Origin of the sequence: Nitratidesulfovibrio termitidis HI1, assembly GCF_000504305.1 — a bacterium.
Lineage (GTDB): Bacteria > Desulfobacterota > Desulfovibrionia > Desulfovibrionales > Desulfovibrionaceae > Cupidesulfovibrio > Cupidesulfovibrio termitidis.
In genome coordinates this window covers 372,152-394,505 of record NZ_KI632512.1, presented here as the reverse complement: position 1 = coordinate 394,505, position 22,354 = coordinate 372,152, and the positions used below count along the sequence as shown (strand labels likewise).

16 protein-coding genes and 2 pseudogenes are annotated in these 22,354 nt (G+C 67.3%); 6 read left to right on the top strand and 12 right to left on the bottom strand.

From position 1 onward, the window contains the following. Positions 1-94 precede the first annotated feature (94 nt). From DESTE_RS01805 to DESTE_RS01780, 6 genes are all read left to right on the top strand, one after another. Positions 95-781 (top strand): precorrin-2 dehydrogenase/sirohydrochlorin ferrochelatase family protein, encoded by a 687-nt coding sequence (locus DESTE_RS01805; protein WP_035064383.1) that lies wholly within the window; start codon positions 95-97, stop codon positions 779-781. Continuing rightward, positions 768-1,595 (top strand): cytochrome C assembly family protein, encoded by an 828-nt coding sequence (locus tag DESTE_RS01800; protein WP_035064380.1) that lies wholly within the window; start codon positions 768-770, stop codon positions 1,593-1,595. Before DESTE_RS01805 ends, DESTE_RS01800 begins: the two co-directional genes overlap by 14 nt. 99 nt (positions 1,596-1,694) lie before the next feature. Next, positions 1,695-3,023, top strand: coding sequence for a glutamyl-tRNA reductase (gene hemA, locus DESTE_RS01795; protein WP_035069382.1), 1,329 nt, complete (start codon positions 1,695-1,697; stop codon positions 3,021-3,023). 8 nt (positions 3,024-3,031) lie between these two features. After that, a complete protein-coding gene (locus DESTE_RS01790; RefSeq protein WP_035064378.1) occupies positions 3,032-3,367 on the top strand; it encodes a hypothetical protein in 336 nt (111 codons plus the stop codon). A gap of 131 nt (positions 3,368-3,498) precedes the next feature. After that, positions 3,499-4,791 carry a tRNA lysidine(34) synthetase TilS gene (gene tilS / locus DESTE_RS01785; RefSeq protein WP_035064377.1) on the top strand — a complete coding sequence of 431 codons (1,293 nt, stop codon included), beginning with the start codon at positions 3,499-3,501 and terminating at the stop codon, positions 4,789-4,791. Between the two features lie 302 nt (positions 4,792-5,093). Continuing rightward, complete coding sequence (locus DESTE_RS01780) at positions 5,094-5,765, top strand: adenylate kinase (RefSeq protein WP_035064375.1); 672 nt, start codon at positions 5,094-5,096, stop codon at positions 5,763-5,765. Between the two features lie 135 nt (positions 5,766-5,900). Here the strand turns inward: DESTE_RS01780 and DESTE_RS01775 are convergent, their stop codons facing one another. From DESTE_RS01775 to DESTE_RS01725, 12 genes and pseudogenes are all read right to left on the bottom strand, one after another. After that, a complete protein-coding gene (locus DESTE_RS01775) occupies positions 5,901-7,346 on the bottom strand; it encodes a TrkH family potassium uptake protein (protein WP_035064372.1) in 1,446 nt (481 codons plus the stop codon). 2 nt (positions 7,347-7,348) lie between these two features. Continuing rightward, the gene (gene trkA, locus DESTE_RS01770) at positions 7,349-8,767 is read right to left on the bottom strand and encodes a Trk system potassium transporter TrkA (protein ID WP_245590688.1); all 1,419 of its coding nucleotides are present in this window, start codon (positions 8,765-8,767) and stop codon (positions 7,349-7,351) included. Positions 8,768-9,027: 260 nt separating this feature from the next. After that, the gene (gene rpsT, locus DESTE_RS01765) at positions 9,028-9,291 is read right to left on the bottom strand and encodes a 30S ribosomal protein S20 (RefSeq protein WP_035064368.1); all 264 of its coding nucleotides are present in this window, start codon (positions 9,289-9,291) and stop codon (positions 9,028-9,030) included. A gap of 226 nt (positions 9,292-9,517) precedes the next feature. Next, on the bottom strand, positions 9,518-11,635 hold the full coding sequence (glyS, locus tag DESTE_RS01760; protein ID WP_035064366.1) for a glycine--tRNA ligase subunit beta: 2,118 nt from the start codon (positions 11,633-11,635) through the stop codon (positions 9,518-9,520). Between the two features lie 27 nt (positions 11,636-11,662). Next, positions 11,663-12,535 (bottom strand): glycine--tRNA ligase subunit alpha, encoded by an 873-nt coding sequence (gene glyQ / locus DESTE_RS01755; protein ID WP_035064363.1) that lies wholly within the window; start codon positions 12,533-12,535, stop codon positions 11,663-11,665. 98 nt (positions 12,536-12,633) lie between these two features. Beyond that, positions 12,634-12,720: pseudogene (locus DESTE_RS18285) on the bottom strand (DNA repair protein RecO); the annotation flags it as partial. A 729-nt stretch (positions 12,721-13,449) separates the two neighbouring features. Beyond that, positions 13,450-14,082 (bottom strand): annotated as a pseudogene (recO, locus tag DESTE_RS18280) (DNA repair protein RecO); the annotation flags it as partial. Positions 14,083-14,154: 72 nt separating this feature from the next. Further along, on the bottom strand, positions 14,155-15,201 hold the full coding sequence (locus DESTE_RS01745) for a helix-turn-helix domain-containing protein (protein WP_035064357.1): 1,047 nt from the start codon (positions 15,199-15,201) through the stop codon (positions 14,155-14,157). A gap of 77 nt (positions 15,202-15,278) precedes the next feature. Next, positions 15,279-16,241 carry a peptidyl-prolyl cis-trans isomerase gene (locus DESTE_RS01740; RefSeq protein WP_051384259.1) on the bottom strand — a complete coding sequence of 321 codons (963 nt, stop codon included), beginning with the start codon at positions 16,239-16,241 and terminating at the stop codon, positions 15,279-15,281. A gap of 295 nt (positions 16,242-16,536) precedes the next feature. Beyond that, complete coding sequence (locus DESTE_RS01735) at positions 16,537-17,772, bottom strand: peptidylprolyl isomerase (protein ID WP_245590687.1); 1,236 nt, start codon at positions 17,770-17,772, stop codon at positions 16,537-16,539. 147 nt (positions 17,773-17,919) lie between these two features. Further along, a complete protein-coding gene (mfd, locus tag DESTE_RS01730) occupies positions 17,920-21,507 on the bottom strand; it encodes a transcription-repair coupling factor (RefSeq protein ID WP_156925230.1) in 3,588 nt (1,195 codons plus the stop codon). A 344-nt stretch (positions 21,508-21,851) separates the two neighbouring features. Continuing rightward, the gene (locus tag DESTE_RS01725; protein ID WP_007521528.1) at positions 21,852-22,328 is read right to left on the bottom strand and encodes a chemotaxis protein CheW; all 477 of its coding nucleotides are present in this window, start codon (positions 22,326-22,328) and stop codon (positions 21,852-21,854) included. Between the last annotated feature and the right edge of the window lie 26 nt (positions 22,329-22,354).

Here is a 22,354-nt window from a genome sequence, read left to right as displayed (position 1 = left end):
CGGGTCGCCGCCGGGTTGCCCCCCCTCTCGCCCGCTTCGCCGCTTGCGCGCCGGACCGGTTTTACTTTGCCCGCCCCTCGTGTATACGACCCCAATGCGTTATTATCCCCTGCTTCTCGACCTGCACGGACGTGCCTGCCTGGTGGTGGGCGCGGGGGGCGTGGGACGCCGCAAGCTGGCGTCGCTGCTGGATTGCGGCCCGGCCCGCGTGCTGGTGCTGGACGCCAACCCGGAAGCGCCGAACGACCCGGAACTGGCCCCCCTGCTGGCCCACCCCGCCGTGCGTTTCGAGGCGCGGCCCTTTGCCCCCGCCGACGTGGACGGCTGCGCCCTGGCCTTCGCGGCCACCGGCAGCCGCGCCGTCAACGCCGCCGTGGCCGATGCCTGCCGCCAGCGCAACGTGCCCTGCAACGTGGCCGATGCACCGGACACGGGCGCGTTCATCGTGCCCGCCCACTTCGCCTGCGGCGACCTGACGGTGGCCCTTTCCACCGGGGGGCACAGCCCGGCCCTTACCCGGCGCATCCGCATGGACCTGCAACAGTGGTTCGGCGCACGGTACGACGGCATTACCGTACTGCTGGGCCGCCTGCGGCCGCTCGTCCTTGCGCTTGGGCAAGAGACAGGGCAGAATACGGCGCTGTTCCGCGCCATCGTGGAATCGCCGCTCATCGACGCACTGGCCGCGCGCGACCGCGCCGGGGCCGAACGCATCCTGACCGAACTGCTGCCCGCGGAACTGCATCCGCGCATCGTGGAGTTGCTGCATGAGCTCGCTTGAGCTGCTTTCCATCGCCATCATCATGCTCTACGTGCTGGGCACGGTATGCATCGCCGTGGGCCTGCTGGCCCGGCGCGACAGGCTGAAGCGCCTTTCGCAATGGCTGACGCTGGCGGGCTTTGCCCTGCACACCGTCATGCTGGGGTTGTCCATGCAGGGGCAGACCTGGCAGATACTGGAAAAGGCCTACTATTTCCGCATGCTCTCGTGGAGCCTGCTGCTGATCTATTTCTTTGTCTGGTGGCGCCTGCGCCTGGAATTCCTGGGGCTTACCGCCTCGCCGGTGGCGCTGGTGTTCTACGTTTCGTCGTTCATGCTGGCCGACGTGCAGAGCAAGCTGCCGCCCGCCATGTCCGGCCTGTTCTTTGGCCTGCACATCGGCACGCTGTTTCTCAGCTTCAGCCTGATGACCATGGCCTTCGGGGCCGGGCTGCTGTTCCTGTACATGGACCGCAAGCTGAAGCACAAGACGCGCCTTTCCGGCTTCGACCGCGACCTGCCCGCGCTTTCCGCCTTCGACAGGGTGAACCACCTCGCGGTGATGGCGGGCTTTCCGCTGTTCACGCTGGGCATGGTTTCCGGGTTCGTGTGGGCGCGCATAGCCTGGGGCAAGATGCTGTCGTGGGACCCCAAGGAAATCGTCTCGCTGGTGGTGTGGTGCATGTTCGCCGTGCTGTTCCACCAGCGGCTGGCGCTGGGCTGGCGGGGCCGCAAGACCGCCGTCATGGCCATCTGGATCTTCGCGGTATGCGTGTTCTCGCTGCTGGGGGTCAACTTCCTGATGACCACGCACCACAGCTTCAACCCGCAATAGCCGCACCCCGCAGGAACCATGACCCGCAACCCGGAGCAGGCGGCGCACGCCGCCAACCCAGCGGACCACAAGACGCGCCCCGCGAAGCACAGAGATCACATGGATCAGGAAATCTATCTCATCGGCCTCAACCACCGCACCGCCAGCGTTGAAGTGCGTGAACGGTTCGCCCTCACCGACTGTACCGTCCTTGAACAGGGGGTGGTGCCCACCGGTGACGACATTTCCGAAGTGGTCATCCTGTCCACCTGCAACCGCGTGGAAATCATGGCCGTGGGCAACGGTTCCGGCGTGCCCGAGCGTGTTCTGGACTGCTGGGCCGCCGCACGCGGCCAGCAGCGCGGCGACCTGGAGCCCTTCGTTTACGTGCACAAGGGCATCGACGCGGTGCGCCACCTGTTCAGCGTGGCCTCCAGCCTCGATTCCATGGTGGTGGGCGAACCGCAGATCCTCGGCCAGCTCAAGGACGCCTACCGCAAGGCCGTGGGCCGCAACGCCACCCGCGTGGTGCTGAACCGCCTGCTGCACAAGGCCTTTTCCGTAGCCAAGCGGGTACGCACCGAAACCGCCGTGGCCTCCAGCGCCGTGTCCATCAGCTACGCGGCGGTGGAACTGGCCAAGCGCATCTTCGGCGAGATGTCGCAGTACAAGGCCATGCTGATCGGCGCGGGCGAAATGGCGGAACTGGCGGCCACCCACCTGCTCAATTCCGGCATCCGCGAGATCATGGTGGCCAACCGCACCTTCGAACGCGGCCTGCAACTGGCCAAACAGTTCAAGGGCGAGGCGGTGCTGTTCCAGGACCTGTTCGTGCGGCTGGCCGAGGCGGACATCATCATCAGTTCCACCGGCGCGCACGAGCCGATCATCCGGGCGCGGGACATCAAGGACGTATTGAAGCGCCGCAAGAACCGGCCCATGTTCTTCATCGACATCGCCGTGCCGCGCGACATCGACCCCGACGTCAACAACCTGGACAACGTCTACCTGTACGACATCGACGACCTGAAAGAGGTGGTCGAGGAAAACATGGCGCAACGCCGCGACGAGGCGGCCAAGGCCCGCTCCATCGTGGAGGAGGAAGCGGGCAACTTCGCCAAATGGCTGAAGTCGCTGGACCTGCAACCCACCATCGTGGACCTGTTGCGACGCAGCGAACGCATTGCCCAGGACGAACTGGCCCGCACCCTGAAACGCCTTGGCCCGGTGGACGACGCCACCCGCGAAGCCTTGCAGGCCATGCTGTGCGCCATCGTCAAGAAGGTGAACCACGAGCCCATCACCTTCCTGAAGCGCCGCTTCGACGAGGAAGAAGCCGGAACCCGGTACATCGACATCACCCGCCGCATGTTCAACCTGGACGGCGACGACGTGCCCGAAGACGCCCACAGCGACCGCAAGCACCCGCAGCAACACGACGACGCATAAGAGACCCCATGCGCACCTACCGCATCGACGACCTGACCTCAGCCGACATCGCCGCAGTACGCGCGCGGCTGCACGAAATGGACCTTGGCGCGGGCATGGACGGCCTGTACTGGCTGCCCGTGCCGCAGCAGCATCTTACGCCCGTGCAGGTGGCCCACAGTGAACGCTGCGGCCCGTTCTGCCTGGCGCTGGAAGCCGACGACGACGCCCTGCGCATGGAACTGCTGGTGCGGGCGCGGGGCATGCTGCGCTGCGAGTGCATCGCCTACGCCTCGCCCGAACTGCGGGCGCACATGATCGACTATCTGGACGGTCTGCTGGCGGACCTGGGCATAGCGGTGTAGTGCCGGAGCGGTGGCGCGCCCTCGCCTGCCCGCGACGCGGCACGCCCTCCGCGCAGCCACTCCCGATACCTATCCGGTCTCCCCGCCCCGGCCCTTCCGCCGGGCCTTTCCCTTTCGTCCGCAGGCCTGCCATGCCCCATACCGCTACCCCGCAAGCCCCCCCTGCCCTCGCGGCGCACCCGCTGCTGCCGGAACGGCTCCCCCTGCGCCTGCAGGATCTGCCGCCGCCTGCGGCGCGCTTTTGCCTGCGCGTGGGGGATTTTCTGACCGGGGAACTGCTGCGCGGGACAAGGCCTGACGGTGGCGTTCCCGCACCCGCGCGGATGGCCGGGACTGCGGATGCGCAGGTATCCCCCGCGCCCGGCCTTTCGCTGGTGGTGGGTGTTTCCGGCGGGGCCGACTCGCTGTGCCTGCTGCTGGTCCTGCGCTGGCTGGCGCCCCGGCTGGGACTGCGCCTGCATGCCGCCGTGCTGGACCATGGGCTGCGCCCGGAATCCGCGGACGAAGCCCGCGCCGTGTCCGCGCTGTGCCGCCGTCTGGGCGTGCCCTGCAACGCGAAGCGGGCGGACGTGGCCGGATGTGCGGCGCGGGAACGCTGCGGCCTGGAAGACGCCGGACGGCGCGCCCGCTACGCCTTTTTCGAAGCAGAGCGCCAGCGCACCGGCGCGGACTGGATCTGCACCGCCCATCAGGCCGACGACCTGTGCGAGGACGTGCTGCTGCGGCTGGTGCGCGGCACCGGTTGGCCCGGCCTGGGAGGCATGGCCGCCCTTGACCCGTCACGGCGCATCCTGCGGCCCCTGCTGACAACGGAACGCTGCGACATCGACGCCTTTCTGGCCGACCTTGGCGTGCAGCCCGTGCGCGACCCGTCCAACGCCGACCCGGCCTATCGCCGCAACCGGCTGCGCCACCAGGTGCTGCCCCTGCTGCGCGCGGAAAACCCGGCCCTGGGCGAGGCCGTCCGCTCGCTGTGGGAACTGGCCCGCTGCGATGCGGACTACTGGACCTGCCACCTGGACCATGCGCAGGCAGGCCCCGCGGAGGGCAATCGCCCTGCTCATGCTCCCGCCCAGCCCGTCGCGACGTGCGGTGCGCCCCGTGCCGGTGCGCCGTCCACTGCGGCCGCCGACCCGCCGCAACGCATCCTTCTGCCTGCCCGCACCCTGTGCGGCCTGCACCGCGCGGCACGCCTGCGCCTGTACAAGCGCATGCTGGACAGGCTTGGCCCCGGCCAGCCGCTGGCCGCCAGCCTGATGGATCTTGATGCGGCATGGCACGCCGGACATGGCGGAGCCTGGGTGCAATTTCCCGGCGGCAAGGCTGCGCGGGTACTTCCCATGTCCGACACCGGCGACCGTTGCAAGGAAGGCGCAGGAGGCATCGAATTTCATGCGTCCGCCTCCGTGCCGGAACAGGTCTGACCGCACTTCCCGCATCCGGGTTCCCCCCTCCATGGCCCAACTTCCACCGGGATGATTCCGCGCCGGAAGGGGACGACCCTGCCTGCTCCCCGGCCTGCGCCGCGACCTGTCAGCCCCGATGGTCGCATCCCGCCCCGCTCCACCGCCCGGACCGCCAACTCCGCATGATCGTTCCGCCCATTTGCCGCCCGTGCAATCTCCCCGCATTTCGGACATTTCTCACGAGCTTTCAGGGGCATTGATTGACAGAGGGGCGGCCTTCGCGGTAATCACTCGTGAAAATTATTACAAGGAGGTTCGGGGTGAATATCCTCATCTTCGGTCCCAATGGTAGCGGCAAGGGCACCCAGGGGGCGCTCGTCAAGAAGAAGTACGATCTGGCCCACATCGAATCGGGCGCCATCTTCCGCCAGCACATCGGCGGCGGCACCGAACTCGGCAAGAAGGCCAAGGAATACATCGACCGCGGCGACCTCGTGCCCGACGACATCACCATCCCCATGGTGCTGGAAACCCTGAAGGGCGCCGGCCCCAACGGCTGGCTGCTCGACGGCTTTCCCCGCAACATGGTGCAGGCCCAGAAGCTGTGGGACGCCCTTCAGGCCGAAGGTCTGAAGCTGGATTACGTCATCGAAATCCTGCTGCCCCGCGAAGTGGCCAAGAACCGCATCATGGGCCGCCGCCTCTGCAAGAACGACAACAACCACCCGAACAACATCTTCATCGACGCCATCAAGCCCAACGGCGACGAGTGCCGGGTGTGTGGCGGCAGCCTGTCCGCCCGTGCCGACGACCAGGATGAAGGCGCCATCGGCAAGCGCCACGACATCTACTACAACACCGTGGACGGCACCCTGGCCGCCGCCTACTTCTACAAGGATCTCGCCGCCAAGGGCGTGACCAGGTACATCGAGCTCGATGGCGAAGGCTCCATCGACTCCATCAAGGACACTCTGCTGAAGCAGCTTGCCTAAGCCGGGTTCCTCCAAGCCAGAATGCACGGCGCCCCGACCGCAAGGTCGGGGCGTTTTTGCTGTTCGCCGTCCCACCCGTAGCAGCGGGCGGGGCATATTTGATGTGTCGCATGCGACACATGCGGCACGAGCCGTCTACCTGCGCCAGTATTCTGGCAGGAACAGCACGAGAATGGTGTAGATTTCCAGGCGTCCCAGCAGCATGCACAGTGAAAGCAGCCACTTGGCCAGCCCCGGCAAATGCGCGTAATTCTCCGTGGGGCCCAGGCTGCCGAACGCCGGGCCCACGTTGCCGAGGCACGAGGCCGTGGCGGAAAACGCCGTCAGCACGTCAATGCCGAGGGCGGTGAGTATGATGCCCACCCCGGCGAACACCGAAATGTACAGCACGAAAAAGCCCACCACGCCGGAAACCACATCCTGCGGCACGGTGCGACCGCCCAGCTTCAGGTGGCGCACCGCACGCGGATGCACCAGCCGGAACAGCTCCTGATGGGCCAGGCGCAGCAGCACCATTACCCGCATGCACTTCAGGCCGCCGCCGGTGGACCCTGCGCAGCCGCCCAGGAACATGAAGAACAGCAGCAGGCCCTGCGCCAGGTGGGGCCACATCTCGTAGTCTGCCGTGGCAAAGCCGGTGGTAGTGCAGATGGACACCACCTGAAAGGCCGCCGCACGCAGGGACGATTCCGCGTCCGCGTAATGTCCGCCGTACAGCCCGGCGGCGACAGCCAGCGTGGCTCCCCCCACCAGCACGGCATAGAAGCGGAATTCCGCGTCGCGCAGCAACGCCCCCGGCCTGCCCTGCAACACCTTGAAGTGCAGGGCGAAATTCGCGCCCGCCAGAAACATGAACACGACAATGGTCCACTGGATGAACGGGCTGTCGTAGTGTCCCACGGAGGCGTTGCGGGTGGAAAAGCCGCCGGTGGCCAGCGTGGCGAAGGTATGGGTGGAGGCGTCGAACAGGTTCATGCCGCCCGCGCACAGCAGGGCCGTCTGAACCACCGTGAGCAGCAGGTACACCTGCCACAGCACGGCGGCGGTATCCTTGATGCGCGGCTTCAGCTTGTCCGGAGTCGGGCCGGGCACCTCGGCCCGGTACAGCTGCATGCCCCCCACGCCCAGAAACGGCAGCACGGCCAGCGACAACACGATGATGCCCATGCCGCCCAGCCAGTGGGTGAAAGACCGCCAGAACAGCAGGCTGGGGGCCACCGCCTCGATGTCGGTAAGGATGGAGGCCCCGGTGGTGGTGAACCCGGAAACGGATTCGAACACCGCGTCGGTCCAGTCGCAGATGCCCGCCAGCACGTAGGGCGCGCCGCCCGCCACACCGGCTACAAGCCACCCCAGGGCCACGATGGCGATGCCCTCGCGGTGGTTCAGCGACCAGTCGCGCCCCCTGCGCCAGCCCAGCATCAGCAGGCACCCGACAAGTCCGGTACCCCACAGGGAATGGAACAGCGGCCACACACCCGCATCGCCGTACCACAGGCCCACGCCAAGGGGCACGGCCATGGATGCGGCCAGACAGCACAACAACGCCCCCACGGCGTGGCATACCGTACTCGCGTGCATGCTCAGAAGCTCTTCAGCGAGACCATCAGGGCCTGCTCTACCCTGCTCACCGCCTGCCGGGTGGACAGGATGATGATGCGGTCCTGCGGCTGGATGACCGTATCGCCGCGCGGGATGAACACGTCGTCACCGCGCAGCACCGCCAGCAGCAGCGCGCCGGACGGAAAGTCCAGCTGGCTCACCGGCTTGCCCACGATGGCCGAATGTTCCTGGGCCACGGCCTCCATCGCCTCCGCCTCGTCACCCCGCACGGAAATGGACGACAGCACCTTGCCCTGCCGCACGAAGTGCAGAATGCTGTTCACCGCCGAAAGGCGCGGGCTGACGGAGTGTTCGATGCCTATGGCCCGCACCAGCGGCTGGTATTCGGCCTTGTTCACCCGGGTCACGGTCTGCGCCGCACCCATGGACTTGGCCAGCAGGCAGGAAAGGATGTTGGTTTCCTCGTCGCCGGTAACGGCCACCACCACGTCCATGCCCGCCACGTTCTCTTCGCGCAGCAGGGCCTGGTCGGTGCCGTCTCCATGCAGCACGAGGGTGGTATCCAGCTGTTCGGCCAACTGGGCGCAGCGCGCGGCGTCGCGGTCCACCAGTTTGGTGTGGTACCCCTTGCGCTCGAACACCCGGGCCAGACGCAGGCCGATGTTGCCCCCGCCCACGATGAGCACGTGGCGGATGATGCGCTCCTCTCGAGCGAGGGAGGCCAGCAGGGCCGGACGCGTACCTTCGTCGTACACGAAGTAGACGATGTCGCCCTGCCGGATGATGTCGGCCCCGGTGGGGATGATCAGGCGGTCGTCGCGCACGATGGCGGCCACCATGATGGCCCCCTCGCCCACGATCTCGCGAAAGCGCATCAGCTTCTGGCCGACAAGAGGGCCTTCTTCCACGCGGATGCCCGCCATCTTGATGCGCCCGTCCGCGAATTCGCCGTACTCCACCGCGCCGGGCACGCTGAGTATGCGGTCGATGGTGCGCACCACCTCGACTTCCGGGTTGATGAGCATGCTGATGCGCAAGGCATCGCCGCGCAGGGCGTCGTGATAGAGGGTGTATTCCTCGTTGCGGATGCGCGCCAGCTTCACCGCGTCGGGTGCGATGGCATTGGCGAACAGGCAGGCGATGATGTTGGTCTCGTCACTGTCGGTGACGGCCAGAATGATGTCCGCCTCGTCCGCGCCCGCCTCGGACAATACCGAAGGGCTGGAACCGGACCCCGGCACGGCCTGCACGTCCATGGCGTCCGTCACGCGGCGCAGGGCGTCGGGGTTCTGGTCAATGACGACCACCTGCTTGTTTTCGCGCGACAATCGCCCGGCAATGTGAAACCCCACCTCGCCCGCGCCGATGATGACTATTTTAAGCTGTTCGGACTGCGGCTGACGCCGGAAAAAGGCCATCACGTTCCCCCGTATGGGCATTGGCGGTACCGGTGCAGAGCGCGCGGTGCATCAGGAATGCGCGCCGCGCTGGCATACCAGAGGCAGGCCTGAAATGCAAAACGGCGCGCAGACCCGCAAAACACGGGGCATCGGCATGGGGGGCACGACACGGAAACGCCGCATGCGCTGCCAAGGCAACGCCCCCCAACAGGTATGAGGAAGGACATGGGCAGCGCGCGGAAAACGCGAAAAGCCCGCCGGACGAATCCGGCGGGCCAACGCGCAATGAAAAGGCGGGACTACTCGACGGAGCCCACGGCCTTGGTCAGGCGGGAAATCTTGCGGGCCGCCTTTTTCCAGTGGATGACGCCCTTGCCGGCGGCCTTGTCGAGCACCGACATGGCGGCGGTCAGGGCCTGGGCGGCGGTGTCCTTGTCCTTCTGCAGGACGGCGGCACGCACGGCCTTCACCACGTTCTTGATTCTGGTCTTGGCGGCGCGGTTACGCGCGGCGCGCTTCAGGCTCTGCTTGTGCCGCTTGATGGCAGACTTGTGGTTAGCCAAGGTAACTCCTCCGAATGGCTTCGCAATATATGTTCAGTTAATTTCTGGGCTGGAACACGGGGAACCAGTCAATACCCGCATGGCAGGGGCTTGTCAACCCCGTGCCGCCGCATTCCGCGCCATTGGCCGAATTCCGGTGGATTTCGGAGCCAGCACGCGGATTCGGGGGCCGGAACATCCGCTCGGCCCCCAACGTCCCCTGTGCTCACAGTCACCGGGGGGCAAACTACATCTGCAACGCGCCGAAGTCGGCCAGGCGGCCCAGCCGCAACGTCAGCGCCTTGAGCAGGTTCAGGCGGTTGGCGCGCACGGTTGCATCGTCGCACATGACCATCACGCCGTCGAAGAAGGCATCCACCGCCGGGCGCAGCTCACCCAGCAAGCCGAACAGGCTGGCAAAATCGTCCGCCGCCCACAGGGCGTCGAAGCGCGGGGCCACTTCTTCCAGCCGGGCGGCCAGGGCCTTTTCCGCGTCCTCGGCCAGCAAGGCGTGGCTGTACGCGCCGTCGAGCACGGCGCCGCCCTCTTGCCCCTGCTTGCGGATGATGTTGGCCGCGCGCTTGAAGGTCAGCACCGCGCTGGCAAAGTCCTCGCGGCGGCTGAAGTCGGACAGGGCGGCCAGACGCGCCCCGGCGGCGCGCACGTCGATGCCCGCGCCCTCGGGCGTGTCGGCGGCCAGGGCCGCTTCCACCAGCAGGGTTTCATGCCCGGCGGCCATGAAGTGGTTCTTGAGCCGGGCCATGAAGAATTCTTCCAGCTTCACAAGTGCGTCCGCCGGGGCCAGCTTCCACGCGCGCTCGCCGTACAGCGCAAGCGCCGTGCTGAACAGTTCGCGCACGTCGATGCGCAGGCCGTGCTCCAGCACGATGCGGGCAATGCCAAGAGCGCAGCGGCGCAGGGCATACGGGTCCGCCGCGCCGGTGGGAATCATGCCCAGGCCGAAACACCCGGCCATGGTGTCCGCCTTGTCGGCAATGGACAGCAGCGCACCGGCCAGCGTTGCGGGCACCGGGCTGTCCGGCCCGGCGGGCAGGTACTGCTCGGCCAGGGCGGCGGCCACGGTTTCCGGCTCGCCCATGCGGCGGGCGTAGATGCCGCCCATGATGCCTTGCAGGGTGTCGAATTCGCCCACCATCTCGGATACCAGGTCGGCCTTGGACAGGCGACCGGCGCGGGCGCAGGCCGGCTCGTCGGCAACGCCGCCGCCCTCGACCACACAGGCCGCCAGCCAGGCGCACAGCTTTTCCAGGCGGCGGGTCTTGTCGCCCATGGAACCCAACGGCCCCAGAAAGATCACGTTGTCCAGTTCGGCCAGCCAGGCGTCGAAGCTGGAGGCAAGGTCGGTCTTCCAGAAGAAGCGGCCATCCTCCAGCCGGGCGCGCAGCACGCGTTCCCAGCCCTTCTTGACCAGCGCGGTATCCAGCGGGGTGAGGTTCAGCACGGTCAGGAAGTGCGGCAGCAGCGCGCCGTCCGGCCCTTCCACGCCAAAGCTCTTCTGGTGGCTTTCCATGCTGGTCAGCAGCACTTCGCGCGGCAGTTCGAGAAAAGAAGGATCGATGTCGCCCAGCAGCGGCACCGGGTGCTCGGCAAGGCCCTGCACTTCGTCCAGCAGGCTTTCCTTCCACAGAATGCGCCCGCCAGCCGCCTCTGCGGCGGCGTTGCCGCCCGCAAGGATCATGGCGCGGCGTTCCGCCGGGTCGGGCGTGACGCCGCCCTTTTCGATGACCACGTTCAGGTAGTCATCGGCGGATTTCACCACCAGCGGTCCGGCCCCGTGGATGCGATGGCCCCAGGTGACCCCGCCGGAAACCACGTTGCCCACCTCGAAGGGCACCACCGCGTCGTCAAACAGGGCCAGCAGCCAGCGCAGCGGGCGACCGAAGGTGAAGTCGCCGCTGCCCCAACGCATGCGCTTGGGGAACGGCAGCGCGGCCACGATGGCCGGGCAGGCGGTGGCAATGAGGTCCGCCGCATTGGCCCCGCCGGTACGCTTGCGCACGGCGATGTATTCGCCCTTGTCCGTGGACAGGGTGAAAATGTCGGCCATGTCCACGCCCTGGGTGCGGGCAAAGCCTTCCGCCGCCTTGGTGGGCTTGCCTTCCGCATCAAAGGCCACGCGCACGGGCGGGCCGGGCACCACTTCTTCCGCCTCGCGCTGCACGGGGTTGATGCCCTCGATGAGCACGGCGGCGCGGCGGGGGGTGGTCAGCACCCGGATGGACTCATGCTCCACGCCGTCGTCGTCCAGCGCACGGGCGAAGCGTTCCACCAGTTCCCGCTCCAGTCCGGGCAGGAAGCGGGAGGGCAGTTCCTCGAAACCTATTTCAAGCACGAATTGCGACATGCTCACGTCCTTCCTTCTTGTTCCGGGCTAGCTGGCGGCCAACATGGGATACCCGAGTTCCTCGCGCTGGGCGGCGTACAGCCGCGCCACGGCGGAAGCCAGGGCGCGCACACGGCCGATGTAGCCGGTGCGTTCGGTGATGGAGATGGCCCCGCGCGCGTCAAGCAGGTTGAAGGTGTGCGAGCACTTCAGGCAGTAGTCGTAGGCAGGCCACAGCAGCCCTTCTTCGCACAGCCGCTTGCACTCGGCCTCGCAGGCGTTGAACTGGTCCAGCAGCATCTTGGGGTTGCTGGCCTCGAAGTTGTACTTCGACTGTTCCACCTCGTTCTGGTGGTAGATGTTCCCGTAGGTCACCCGGTCGTTCCACGAAAGGTCGTAGACCGATTCCTTGCCCTGCAGGTACATGCACAGCCGTTCAAGCCCGTAGGTGATTTCCACGCTGGTGGGGGCAAGGTCTATGCCACCAACCTGCTGGAAATAGGTGAACTGGGTCACTTCCATCCCGTTCAGCCATACTTCCCAGCCAAGGCCCCAGGCGCCCAGGGTGGGCGATTCCCAGTCGTCTTCCACGAAACGGATGTCGTGGGCCGCCGGGTCGATGCCGAGGGCGCGCAGGCTGTCCAGATAGATGTCCTGCACGTTGTCGGGCGAGGGCTTCAGGATGACCTGAAACTGAAAGTAGTGCTGGAGCCGGTTGGGGTTTTCGCCGTAGCGGCCGTCGGTGGGACGGCGCGAAGGCTCCACGTAGGCCACGTTCCACGGCTCCGGCCCGATGACGCGCAGGAAGGTCGAGGGGTTGAAGGTACCGGCCCCGCATTCCACGTCGATGGGCTGCATGATCACGCAGCCCCGCTTGGCCCAGAAATTCTGCAAGGTGAGGATGACGTCCTGAAAATGCATGCTGTACCCCTGATTATCCTGACTTGACCTGACTGTTGCCGTTGGTGGCCGGACCGCTTGGCCGGTTAGGCCTGATTGGCCCGGCATGCGGCCCTGCGCTACAGGCGGCGGAACCGCCCGCTGTCCCACGCAAGGCCGATGTGAAACTGTATGAAGCCTTCCACCGCGCGGGTGCACTGCCGCCGCACGGCGGCCCTGTTCCTTGTGTCCGCCGGGTTCAGCGTGCCGACCACGTCGTGGCTGTCAGCCACATTGGGCGGACTCGCCTGACGGGCGACATCGCCTGTCACCAACACTGCCGACGCGGAAAGACGCTGCGGCACCGAGGCATCAGCACCGCGCCCTGCCCCCGAAATTTCCTGCTGCCGTGCCACGGGGCCACCGGCCCAGCCATCACTACCCGAGCCCGCGCTGCCCATGTCTTCGCTGCCAAGCACCGGCCCGAACGGATCGCTCTCGAACACCGCACTGCCGTTCCACAGGGGGCGCTGCATCTCTCGAGGCGGCTGCGGTGCAGGGGCAGCCCCGCCTGTCCGGGCACTGTCCGGCAGCGCGCTATCGTCCGCCAGAACGCTGTCCGGCAAGCGGCACAGGCAATCATCCAGCGAACCGTGCCCACCGTCGCCAAAGGCGAGGCCCGACAGGCTGCCCGAGAAACGTCCGTCCATGAATCGCCCGTCCATGAATCGGGGTGACGCCCCGCCAGCAAAGCCGTTGCGAGCGGAATCGGCACGGGGGCTCATGTCCGGCGGGGGCAGATCGTGTTCCCCCCCATACGCACCGGGCATATCGGGTCCGGGTGCGCCCAGGCCTGATTCATTGCCTTCTGACCGGGACGCGTGCGGCGCGGAGGGGAAAGGCCCCTGCTCCGGCATCGCATCGCCCATCCCCGGTGCCGGGGGCAGCACGCCCGGCCACAGAAGCGGCGAATTCTCCTGCACAAAGCGCAACACGTCAAGCGCTTCGCGTTCCACCCGAACGCGCGGCCCCGGTAACGGCGCACAGGCGTCGCACTGGGCCGCGCCCTCCTGCACCAGAAAGGCCGCACCCGCCACATGGGTCAGATCCGCGCCGCAGGTGGCGCAACTGTCCAGACGCGGGGCATAGCCCTGCTCTGCCGCCAGGCGCAGCCGGAACAGCACCGGCAGCATGTCGGGCACGGGGCCGCCGCCTTCCAGCAGTTCCAGCACGTCCTCGACCAGCTGATGGGTGGCCGCCGCGCCTTCCGGGCCGCACCCCAGGGCCTCGAGAAATTTCAGGCAGTTCACCGCCGCGCCAAAGCGCGGCCAGTCGCGGCGCAGGCGGTCCGGCCCGCGCAGCAGGGTGCCTTCCTGAATGGACAGGTACTGCCCGCCCCGGGTGGACTTGATCCGCATGAGCGACCGGTTGAACAGGTCGAGACAGCCGCAGAACCGCTTGCGGCTGCGGCAGCCACCGAAGGCAAAGGCGGTGAGCAGGCCGCGCGTCGGAGACAGGAAGCGGACCCAAAGGTCCGCCTCCCTGAACCGTCCGGTGCGGACGATCAGCACCTGTTCCGAAAACTCCATGACTGCCCTGCCCTTGCGGGCGTTGTTACAACGGCGTGCTCAGCGACTGACTGGCTATCAGGGCCGCAATCCCTACTGCGCCTGCGGCGGAAACACCAACGTGCGCACCTGGCCCGACTCGCCGGGCGCGGGCTGTTCCTGCCCGTTGTAGCGAATGCGCACCCCGCCCGCGTTGCCGAGCTTGAGCGTGAGGCGCTTGGAAAAGGTCAGCGCAAAAGTCTGCCCCTTGTGCAGCGAAAACTGACGCACGTCGGAATCGTCCGCGCTGGAATGCACCCAGCAGTCGGCCAGGGCAATGACCACGATACGGTGGGTGCCGCCCGCCAGCATGGAGCCGTCGGTGTCGGCGCCGCCCGTGGCGGCTGCCTCGCTGTCGAACACGCCGCCCTGAGGTCCGCCCGAGGCAGCGGCAGGCGCTGCGGGCGTGGCCGGAGCGACCGCCTGGGCCACGGACTGCGTCGCAGCCGCTGCAGCGGCCTGAGCGGCAGGTGCGGATGCGGGCACGGCGGAAGACGCCGCCGGAGCCGTGGCATTGCGCGCGGGCTGCGTTGCGGGAACCGTTACAGACGAGGTTCCGTTAGCGGACACCGTGGCATTGGTGGCATTGGAAGCCGGGGCGGCATCGGGCGCGGGCTCCGCGTCCTGCGCCGGGGCAGGCTCGGCCACCGAAGGCTGCACGGGCTGGGGGGCCTGGGCAGGCTGGGCCACCTTGGGCAGGTCCGCTTCGCGGGCGGCCTGCTGGCGGTAGTACCAGCCCCCGCCAAGGGCCGCCAGCAGCACCAGCAGGACCAGCGCCAGCACCACCGGCGAAAGGCCGGTGCGCCCGCGCGCCTGGGGCTGGGCAATCGCGGTTTCCTGCAGCAGATCCTCTGGCACCTCGAAAGGATAGGCCTCGTCCACGGCGCTCATGACCAGATCGTTGTCCACGCCCAGCAGCGACGCATAGGACTTGATGAAGCCCCGCGCGTACACCGAGTGCGGCAACTGGTCCTGATCGCCATCCTCTATGGCGCGCAGCACGCGGGCGGAAACCTTGATCCGGATCGCCACGTCGTCGATGTCGAGGCCTTTCGCCTCGCGAGCCTCGCGCAGGGCGATGCCGAGTTCCTTGAGTGCCATCTCCTCTCCTTGGCTGGGTCAACCTGCGGCAATGCGTCCCGACCGGGCCGCACGCACCGGTCGGGACGCAGCGGAATCTAGATGCGAATGTCGATGACGGCCTTGTCGTGCAGTTGCTTGGTGTACTCGGTGAAGCGCTCCTGCAGCTTGGGTTCGCGCAGGATGTTCTCGATCTCGGGGGTGGCTTCCTCCACCGACTGCGAACGGCCCGTGGTCACCGTCACCAGCTTCAGCATGGCCTTGCGGCCCTCCACCAGTATGACCTTGCTCGTCTCGCCCGCCTTCAGGCCGTCCAGGGCTTCCTTCCAGGCCGGGGCAAGGTCGGTCCACTTCAGGGTGCCGATGTTGCCGCCGGAGCCGGGGTTGGGGCCGATGGAATCGGTGGCGGCCAGTTGCTCGAAGGTGGTCTGGCCGGTGCGCACCCTGTCGGCCAGGGCCTCGGCGTCGGCGGTGGGGGCGAAGATGATCAGGCCGAGGCTCACCATGCGGTCCGTGACGAACTGCGACTTGTGCGCCTCGTAGTACTTCTTGACGTCTTCCTGGGTGATCACGATCTTGCGGGCGATCATCAGCGTGAGCAGCCTGTGTCGCAGAATGCCCTTGCGCACGCGGTCACGCATGACGTCCATGGACAGGCCCTGCTGCGTCAGCTGGCGCTCGAATTCCTGCTGCGAAAGCTGGCTGCGCTGCACGAACTTGCGCAGTTCGTTGTCCACTTCACTGTCCTGCACGGTGATCTTCCAGCGCTCCGCCTCCTGGTTCATCAGGATGTCGGAGATCATGGAATCGAGCACCTGCAAATGCACCTTGCGCACCGCCTCCTGCTGGGCGGGGTTGTTGCGGTCAAGGCCAAGGCGCATCAATTCGGGGGTGGCCTGGGCCTGCACGTCGAAGAGCGTTATCATTTCGCCGTTGACCACGGCAGCGATCTTGTTGATCTGTTCGGCCCGGGGCGCCACGACAGCCACGGCGGCCAGGCAGGCGAGGCAGAGGAAAAAGACGGGGGCGGCAAGGCGGAGGGTGCGGAGCAACGAACGCAAGGGGCACTCCTGTTTGGTGGTTGGAGACGACCGGTATCGTCACCGGCACGGGGTTGCCATGGGACCGCCAAGGCGGACGGGCAACCGTTGCAGCATGCGAATGCAGACAGCCTGATGCAGCCGGGCCCGTTCAATCGGGCCAATCGAGCCAGGCAGATTCTGTCAGCGCCGCCCAGGTGGCCCGATGTCGCCGGTCGCAAATGGCCGACATGGGCCTGTACAACCGGTTCGACCATGGCACGCCCGGCATGTAATACCTTTTTCCCGTTTATGCAATCAACTGCAACAATTCGTACTATTTCGACTTTGTCTTGCGTTGCGTGCCGTTTGCCGGCACCGCCCGCGTTGTGTTGCCGTCTTCGGCTGGGGACGGCACATCCAGTTCCGACCCCGGCGCGGCCCCATCCACGGGTTCGCCCTCATCCAGAATCGCTTGCGGCTGCATCGCCTGTGCGCCCGGGGCGGAAGACTCCTGCCCGGGCTGGCTCTGCCCGCCCGGCATGCCGGTGGCATTGTCGCCCTGTGCCCCCGCGCCCTTTCCGGCGCCGCGCGCTTCGGGCAGCAGATGGGCCGACACCCTGATCCGCGCGGTGCGCAGTTCCGCATCCATCCAGCGGGCGTAGGCCTCGTCCATCTTGCGTTCCAGCAGCACCCGCTCCACCAGCGGGTAGGCGTGGGAAAGCTCCAGTTGCTTCTCGGGTATTTCGCCCATCAGCAGAAACGACTGGTAGCCCCATTCGCCCTGCTTCACCGCGGAGGCCTGCCGGGGCGCCAGCCCCGCCAGTTCCTTGCTCCACAGGGCGGGCAGGCGGTCGCGACGCATTTTCACCTCGCGCACGGTCACCGAAGGCTGGGAGGCTTCCACGTCGGCGGGCTTCGCCCCGCCCAGCGACAGGGACCGGGCCTTGTCCACGGCGGCCTTGTCCGGCCCGGCCACCACCAGGAACTGCACCCGGCGCGGCAGCCGGTAATCCTGCCGATGGTCCGCGTAGTAGGCCTCCACCTCTTCAAGGGGAATGCTGATGGTGGGCCGCAGGATGAGGCGCATGAACTTCTGCATGGCGATGCGGGCGCGCAGGCGCGAGCGCCACAGGTCCAGGTCTATGTATTCCTCGACCAGCGACTTTTCGAATTCGCCCGCAGGATAGTCTGCGCGCACCTCCGCCTCAGCCTCGGCAACTTCCCCGTCGGTGACCGCGATGTTCTCCCGCGCCAGCGCCTGCGCCACCAGTTCCTGCACGATGAGGTCGGACAGCACCGCGCCGTACTGGGCCTGCAACTGCTCCACCGAAGGGGCGTGCCCGGACCAGCTCATGCTGCTCATGTCGTGCACCGCTTCCAGCGTGCGCAGCATGACGGGCCGTTCGTTGACCGTGGCCACCACGCCTTCGGGCAGGGGGGCTTCGCCACAGCCGGATAACGGCAGGGCCAGCAGCACCGCGCACAGCAGCGCAAGAACGGTCCGCGCGCCACGGAATGGGCGACAGCCCGATCGAAAGCGCGACGTCAGGCGGCAAGACGGTAACGTCATGTGGAAAGACGGAGATGTCAGGCGAAAGGACGGGAACGGTGAAGGAACCATGGGCGGGTCTGTTCTCCGGTTGCGGTACGCGGGCAGAAACTGGATATGGACGGCTCAGGCCCGCCAGGCCTGCCATATCTGGCAGATATGCCAGATCTATCGGACGTCAGGCCCCGGGGCAGACACGGCGGCCAATCCCGCCAGTTCTGTCCGGATGGTGTCCAACCGCGCGCCAAGGTCGCCTTCCGCCTCGGCGGCGGAACCGGGCACGGCCTCCAGGCGTACATCCAGCGTGGCCGGGGGCACCAGCCGCGCCCTGCCCTGCCGGGCCGCCACCCACGCCACCAGTCGTTCCGGCGCGATGGCGGTCTGGCGTTCGTCCCAGACCAGCCGCAGCCGCTCGGGGTGGATGTCGGCCCGCACCACCTGCAGGGTCGCCAGAAACCGCTTCAGCACCAGCACGGCCAAAAAGTTGCGCAGTTCCGGCGGGCAGGGGCCGAACCGGTCGCGCAGTTCCATTTCCACGTCCTGCAAGGTGGCGGCATCCGGCGCGGACGACAGGGCCTTGTAGAACTTCAGCCGTTCGCGGGCGTCGCCAATGTACGTTTCGGGAATGTGGGCGGCAAGCCCGATATTCAGTTCCGGCTCCACCGATTCGCGCGGGGGGTCGCCCTTCAGCCGGGCCACTTCCTCTTCCAGCATCTCCAGATACAGGTCGAGGCCCAGGCGGGTCATGTGGCCGGACTGCACCTCGCCCAGGATGTTCCCGGCGCCGCGCAGCCGCAGGTCTTCCATGGCCACCTGGAACCCCGCGCCCAGGTAGTCCAGTTCAAGGATGATGCGCATGCGCTGGCGGGCCTGTTCGGGCAGGCGTTCGGCATCGGACACCACGAACACGGCATAGGCCTGCCGGTCGGAGCGGCCCACCCGGCCGCGCAGCTGGTACAGCTGCCCCAGTCCGAACATCTGGGCCTGGTCCACGATGAGGGTGTTGGCCCGCGGAAAATCGAGGCCCGATTCCACGATGGCCGTGCACACCAGGACATCGAGTTCGCCGTGCCAGAACTTGTGCATGGTGTCTTCAAGTTCACGCTCGCCCATCTGGCCGTGGGCCATGCCCACCCGCGCCGTGGGCACCAGCCCTCGCACGAATTCCGCAACCCGCTCCAGCCCCTGCACACGGTTGTGCACCCAGAACACCTGCCCTTCGCGGGCGATCTCTCGCTCCAGGATCTGGCGCAGGGCGTTCTGGTCGCGCTCGATGAGCGCGGTGGCCACGGGCTTGCGTTCCGGCGGCGCGGTCTCGATGACCGACAGTTCGCGGATGCCCGACATGGACAGCTGCAAGGTGCGCGGAATGGGCGTGGCCGTCAGGGTCAGGGCGTCCACGTTCTTGCGGAACTTCTTCAGCTTTTCCTTGTGGCGCACGCCGAAGCGCTGCTCCTCGTCCAGCACCAGCAGGCCCAGGTTGGGCAGTTGCACGTCGTCGGAGAGCAGGCGGTGAGTGCCGATGAGAATGTCGATCTGCCCGCGCGCGGCGGATTGCAGCACTTCCTTCTGCTTCTGGCGCGAGACGAAGCGGCTCAGCATGCCCACGTTGACCGGAAACCCGGCCAGACGGCTGCGGAAGGTCTGGTAGTGCTGTTCCGCCAGCACGGTGGTGGGGCACAGCAGGGCCACCTGACGGCCTTCGGCGGCGGCACGGAAGGCGGCGCGCAGGGCCACCTCTGTCTTGCCGAAGCCCACGTCGCCGCACACAAGGCGGTCCATGGGTTCCGGCTTTTCCATGTCGTCCAGCACGTCCTGGATGGCCCGCGCCTGGTCCGGGGTTTCCTCGAACCCGAAGGACGCCTCGAACTCGCGGTACAGTTCTCCCAGCGGACCGTAGCGGTAGCCCTTGGCCACCTTGCGGTAGGCGTACATCTGGACGAGGTCGGCGGCGATCTTCTCGATGGCCTTGCGGGCCTTGTCCTTGCTGGCCCGCCAGCCGGAACCGCCCAGCTTGTCCAGCGAGGGCGCGGCATCGTCGCCGCTGCCCTTGAAGCGCTGGATGAGCGACAGCCGGTCCACAGGCAGATACAGCCGGTCCTCGCCCGCATATTCCAGCAGCAAAAAATCGTTGGCCACCCCGCCAAGGTCCATGCGGTGCAGCCCGCCAAAGCGCCCCACGCCATAGTCGCGGTGCACCAGAAGGTCGCCGGGCGAAAGATCGTCGTACTTGTCCAGCCCCAGGAAGGCCCCGGTGGGTACGCGGGGCTGGCGGTCGGCCTTGGGTTGCAGCACGTCCTCGCCAATGACCAGCACGTTGTCCCAGGCAAGGTCGATGCCCGCGCGGAACGGCGCCACCAGCGCATACAGGCCCTTGTCCGCCGGGGAATAGCGCAGGGCCGGACGCACGCCGTCCTGTTCCGCCAGCTTCAGGAACTTGCGGCGGCTGCGGTCGCTGGCGAAGCAGAGCACCACCTGGCGCCGTTCCGAGGTCCACTGGCGCAGGGCCGTCACCAGCCGCTGCCAGGGGCGGTCCTCGTCCACCGGAATGGCGGACGCCGACGTCGCGGTGAACAGGTCGCGGAAGGCGTGCAGCCGCCGTTCCGGCAGGTCCACGCCGGTGCGCTCCACACCCATGACCAGCCGCTCGAAATGGGCCACGGACCGGCCGCGCCAGGCGGCTTCCGCCTCGTCCGCGTCGCGCAGCACGAGGGTGCGCGGCTGGCGCAGGCGGTGTTCGTCGTACTGGCGATCCAGCAGGGCTTCCCAATTGCTGTGGGCGGCCTCCAGCGCGGTGGACAGGTCGGCCCGGTCGGGCAGCAGCCACACGGCATCGCGCGGCAGCCAGTCTTCCATCCAGGTGGCGTTCTCGTACCAGGCCCCGGGCAGCAGGCCGGTAACCTCGCCCTCGGCCATGCGGGCCAGGGCGGCAGCCTGCTCGCCGTCGATGACGCCGTCCTTGCGCAGTTGCTTCCAGCGGCGCACGGCGGCCTCGCGGTATTCGCGACACCCCACCACGGGCGCCACGGGCAGCAGGCGGAATTCGTCCAGGCTGGCCAGCGAACGCTGGCTGGTGGCGTCGAACAGCCGGATGTCTTCCAGCGTGTCGCCGAAGAATTCCAGGCGCAACGGCTTTTCGTAGCCGGGGGGAAAGATGTCCAGGATGTCGCCGCGCCGGGCCGCCTCGCCGGGGCGGCTGACCATCTGGGCGCGCTCGAACCCCCAGTCGATGGCCTGGTCCAGCACCAGTTCGGGCGACATGTCCTCGCCACGGGCCAGCCGCAGTTCGTGATGCTCGAAGATATCCACCGGCGGCAGCTTGGGCAGCAGGTTGTCCACGGAAATGATGACCCCGCGCGGGTGCTCGCGGCGGCTCAGGGCGTACAGGCTGGCCATGCGCGCGGCCCAAGACCCGCGGCCGCGCGTGCCTGCGGGGTGCTGCGGAAAGACGATCCACTGCGCGTCCCAGCGGGCCTGGGTTACCGCCGGGTCCGTACCGGAAAGCTCGGGCGAGAACAGCGTGGTCAGGGCACGGGCCTCGGCCAGTTCGGCGGCGTCGCGCACCACCATGACCACGTCGCGCCCGGCGCGCATCAGGGCCAGGGCCAGGCGGGCGGCCCCGCCCATGCCGCTGCGGGCCACCTCTATCCGCATGGCTTCGGTCACGGCGTGCGACCCGCCGGAATGGGGGCCACCGGGTGTTGGTACGGCAAGGCCGGACGCTGCCAGCCGGGAGGTCAATTGCTCGAAATTCACGGTGCCTCCGTGCCCCTGCGCCGCGATGCCCGGCACGCCCGTCAGACGAGGGGCGCGGGCGGGTGCGCAGGTGAACGGCAAAAGGCCGCTTCGCCCCTTTTGCGACGCGGCGCGGGCACGGGGGAAGACGGCGTGGTTGTCGTGTGCTGCGCGCGGCGCGTGCCGTGCGCAGGGCGGGACATTATCCGGTTCGGCCATGCTGCGCAATGGCTCGGTCCATGTCGGCCATGCTGCGCCATGGCTGGCTCCTGCCCGGCCATGGCCTTGCCCGGACAGCCAGCCCCCAATGCGCAACGCCCCGGAGGCCGAAGCCGCCGGGGCGTGTGCGAGAACAAGGAAAATGCCTAGATGTGGCCCAGAATGCTCATGTCGTCGTTGGACAGCAGCTTGTCGAGGTCCAGCAGGATCAACAGACGGTCCTGCAACTTGCCCACGCCGCTGATGTACTCCGACTCCAGCCCTGCGACCACCGGTGGCGGCGGCTCGACCGTGCTCGCAGGAATGCGCAGCACTTCCGAAACGGAGTCCACCACGAACCCGACGATCATGTTGTTGATCTCGATGACGATGATGCGGGTATGCTTGTCGTGGCTCTTGGAGTCGAGACCGAATCTGCGACGCAGGTCGATGATGGGAATGACCTTGCCGCGCAGGTTGATGACGCCCTCGACGAACTCCGGCGCGCGGGGAACCTTGGTGATCTCCATGGTGCGGATGATTTCCTGCACCTTCAGGATGTCCACCCCGAATTCCTCGTCGCCGATGCTGAACGTTACGAGTTGCAGCAGTTCATCATCCTGCTTCTTCTGCGTTGCATCCATGACCAGCTCCTTGGTGCGGGTAGCGA

What these genes read in the sequence shown, in the direction of transcription:
- DESTE_RS01805 (WP_035064383.1), top strand. Translation starts at nt 95, where the DNA reads ATGCGTTATTATCCCCTGCTTCTCGACCTGCACGGACGTGCCTGCCTG.
- DESTE_RS01800 (WP_035064380.1), top strand. Translation starts at nt 768, where the DNA reads ATGAGCTCGCTTGAGCTGCTTTCCATCGCCATCATCATGCTCTACGTG.
- hemA (WP_035069382.1), top strand. Translation starts at nt 1,695, where the DNA reads ATGGATCAGGAAATCTATCTCATCGGCCTCAACCACCGCACCGCCAGC.
- DESTE_RS01790 (WP_035064378.1), top strand. Translation starts at nt 3,032, where the DNA reads ATGCGCACCTACCGCATCGACGACCTGACCTCAGCCGACATCGCCGCA.
- tilS (WP_035064377.1), top strand. Translation starts at nt 3,499, where the DNA reads ATGCCCCATACCGCTACCCCGCAAGCCCCCCCTGCCCTCGCGGCGCAC.
- DESTE_RS01775 (WP_035064372.1), bottom strand. Translation starts at nt 7,346, where the DNA reads ATGCACGCGAGTACGGTATGCCACGCCGTGGGGGCGTTGTTGTGCTGT.
- trkA (WP_245590688.1), bottom strand. Translation starts at nt 8,767, where the DNA reads ATGCCCATACGGGGGAACGTGATGGCCTTTTTCCGGCGTCAGCCGCAG.
- glyS (WP_035064366.1), bottom strand. Translation starts at nt 11,635, where the DNA reads ATGTCGCAATTCGTGCTTGAAATAGGTTTCGAGGAACTGCCCTCCCGC.
- glyQ (WP_035064363.1), bottom strand. Translation starts at nt 12,535, where the DNA reads ATGCATTTTCAGGACGTCATCCTCACCTTGCAGAATTTCTGGGCCAAG.
- DESTE_RS01745 (WP_035064357.1), bottom strand. Translation starts at nt 15,201, where the DNA reads ATGGCACTCAAGGAACTCGGCATCGCCCTGCGCGAGGCTCGCGAGGCG.
- DESTE_RS01735 (WP_245590687.1), bottom strand. Translation starts at nt 17,772, where the DNA reads ATGACGTTACCGTCTTGCCGCCTGACGTCGCGCTTTCGATCGGGCTGT.
- DESTE_RS01725 (WP_007521528.1), bottom strand. Translation starts at nt 22,328, where the DNA reads ATGGATGCAACGCAGAAGAAGCAGGATGATGAACTGCTGCAACTCGTA.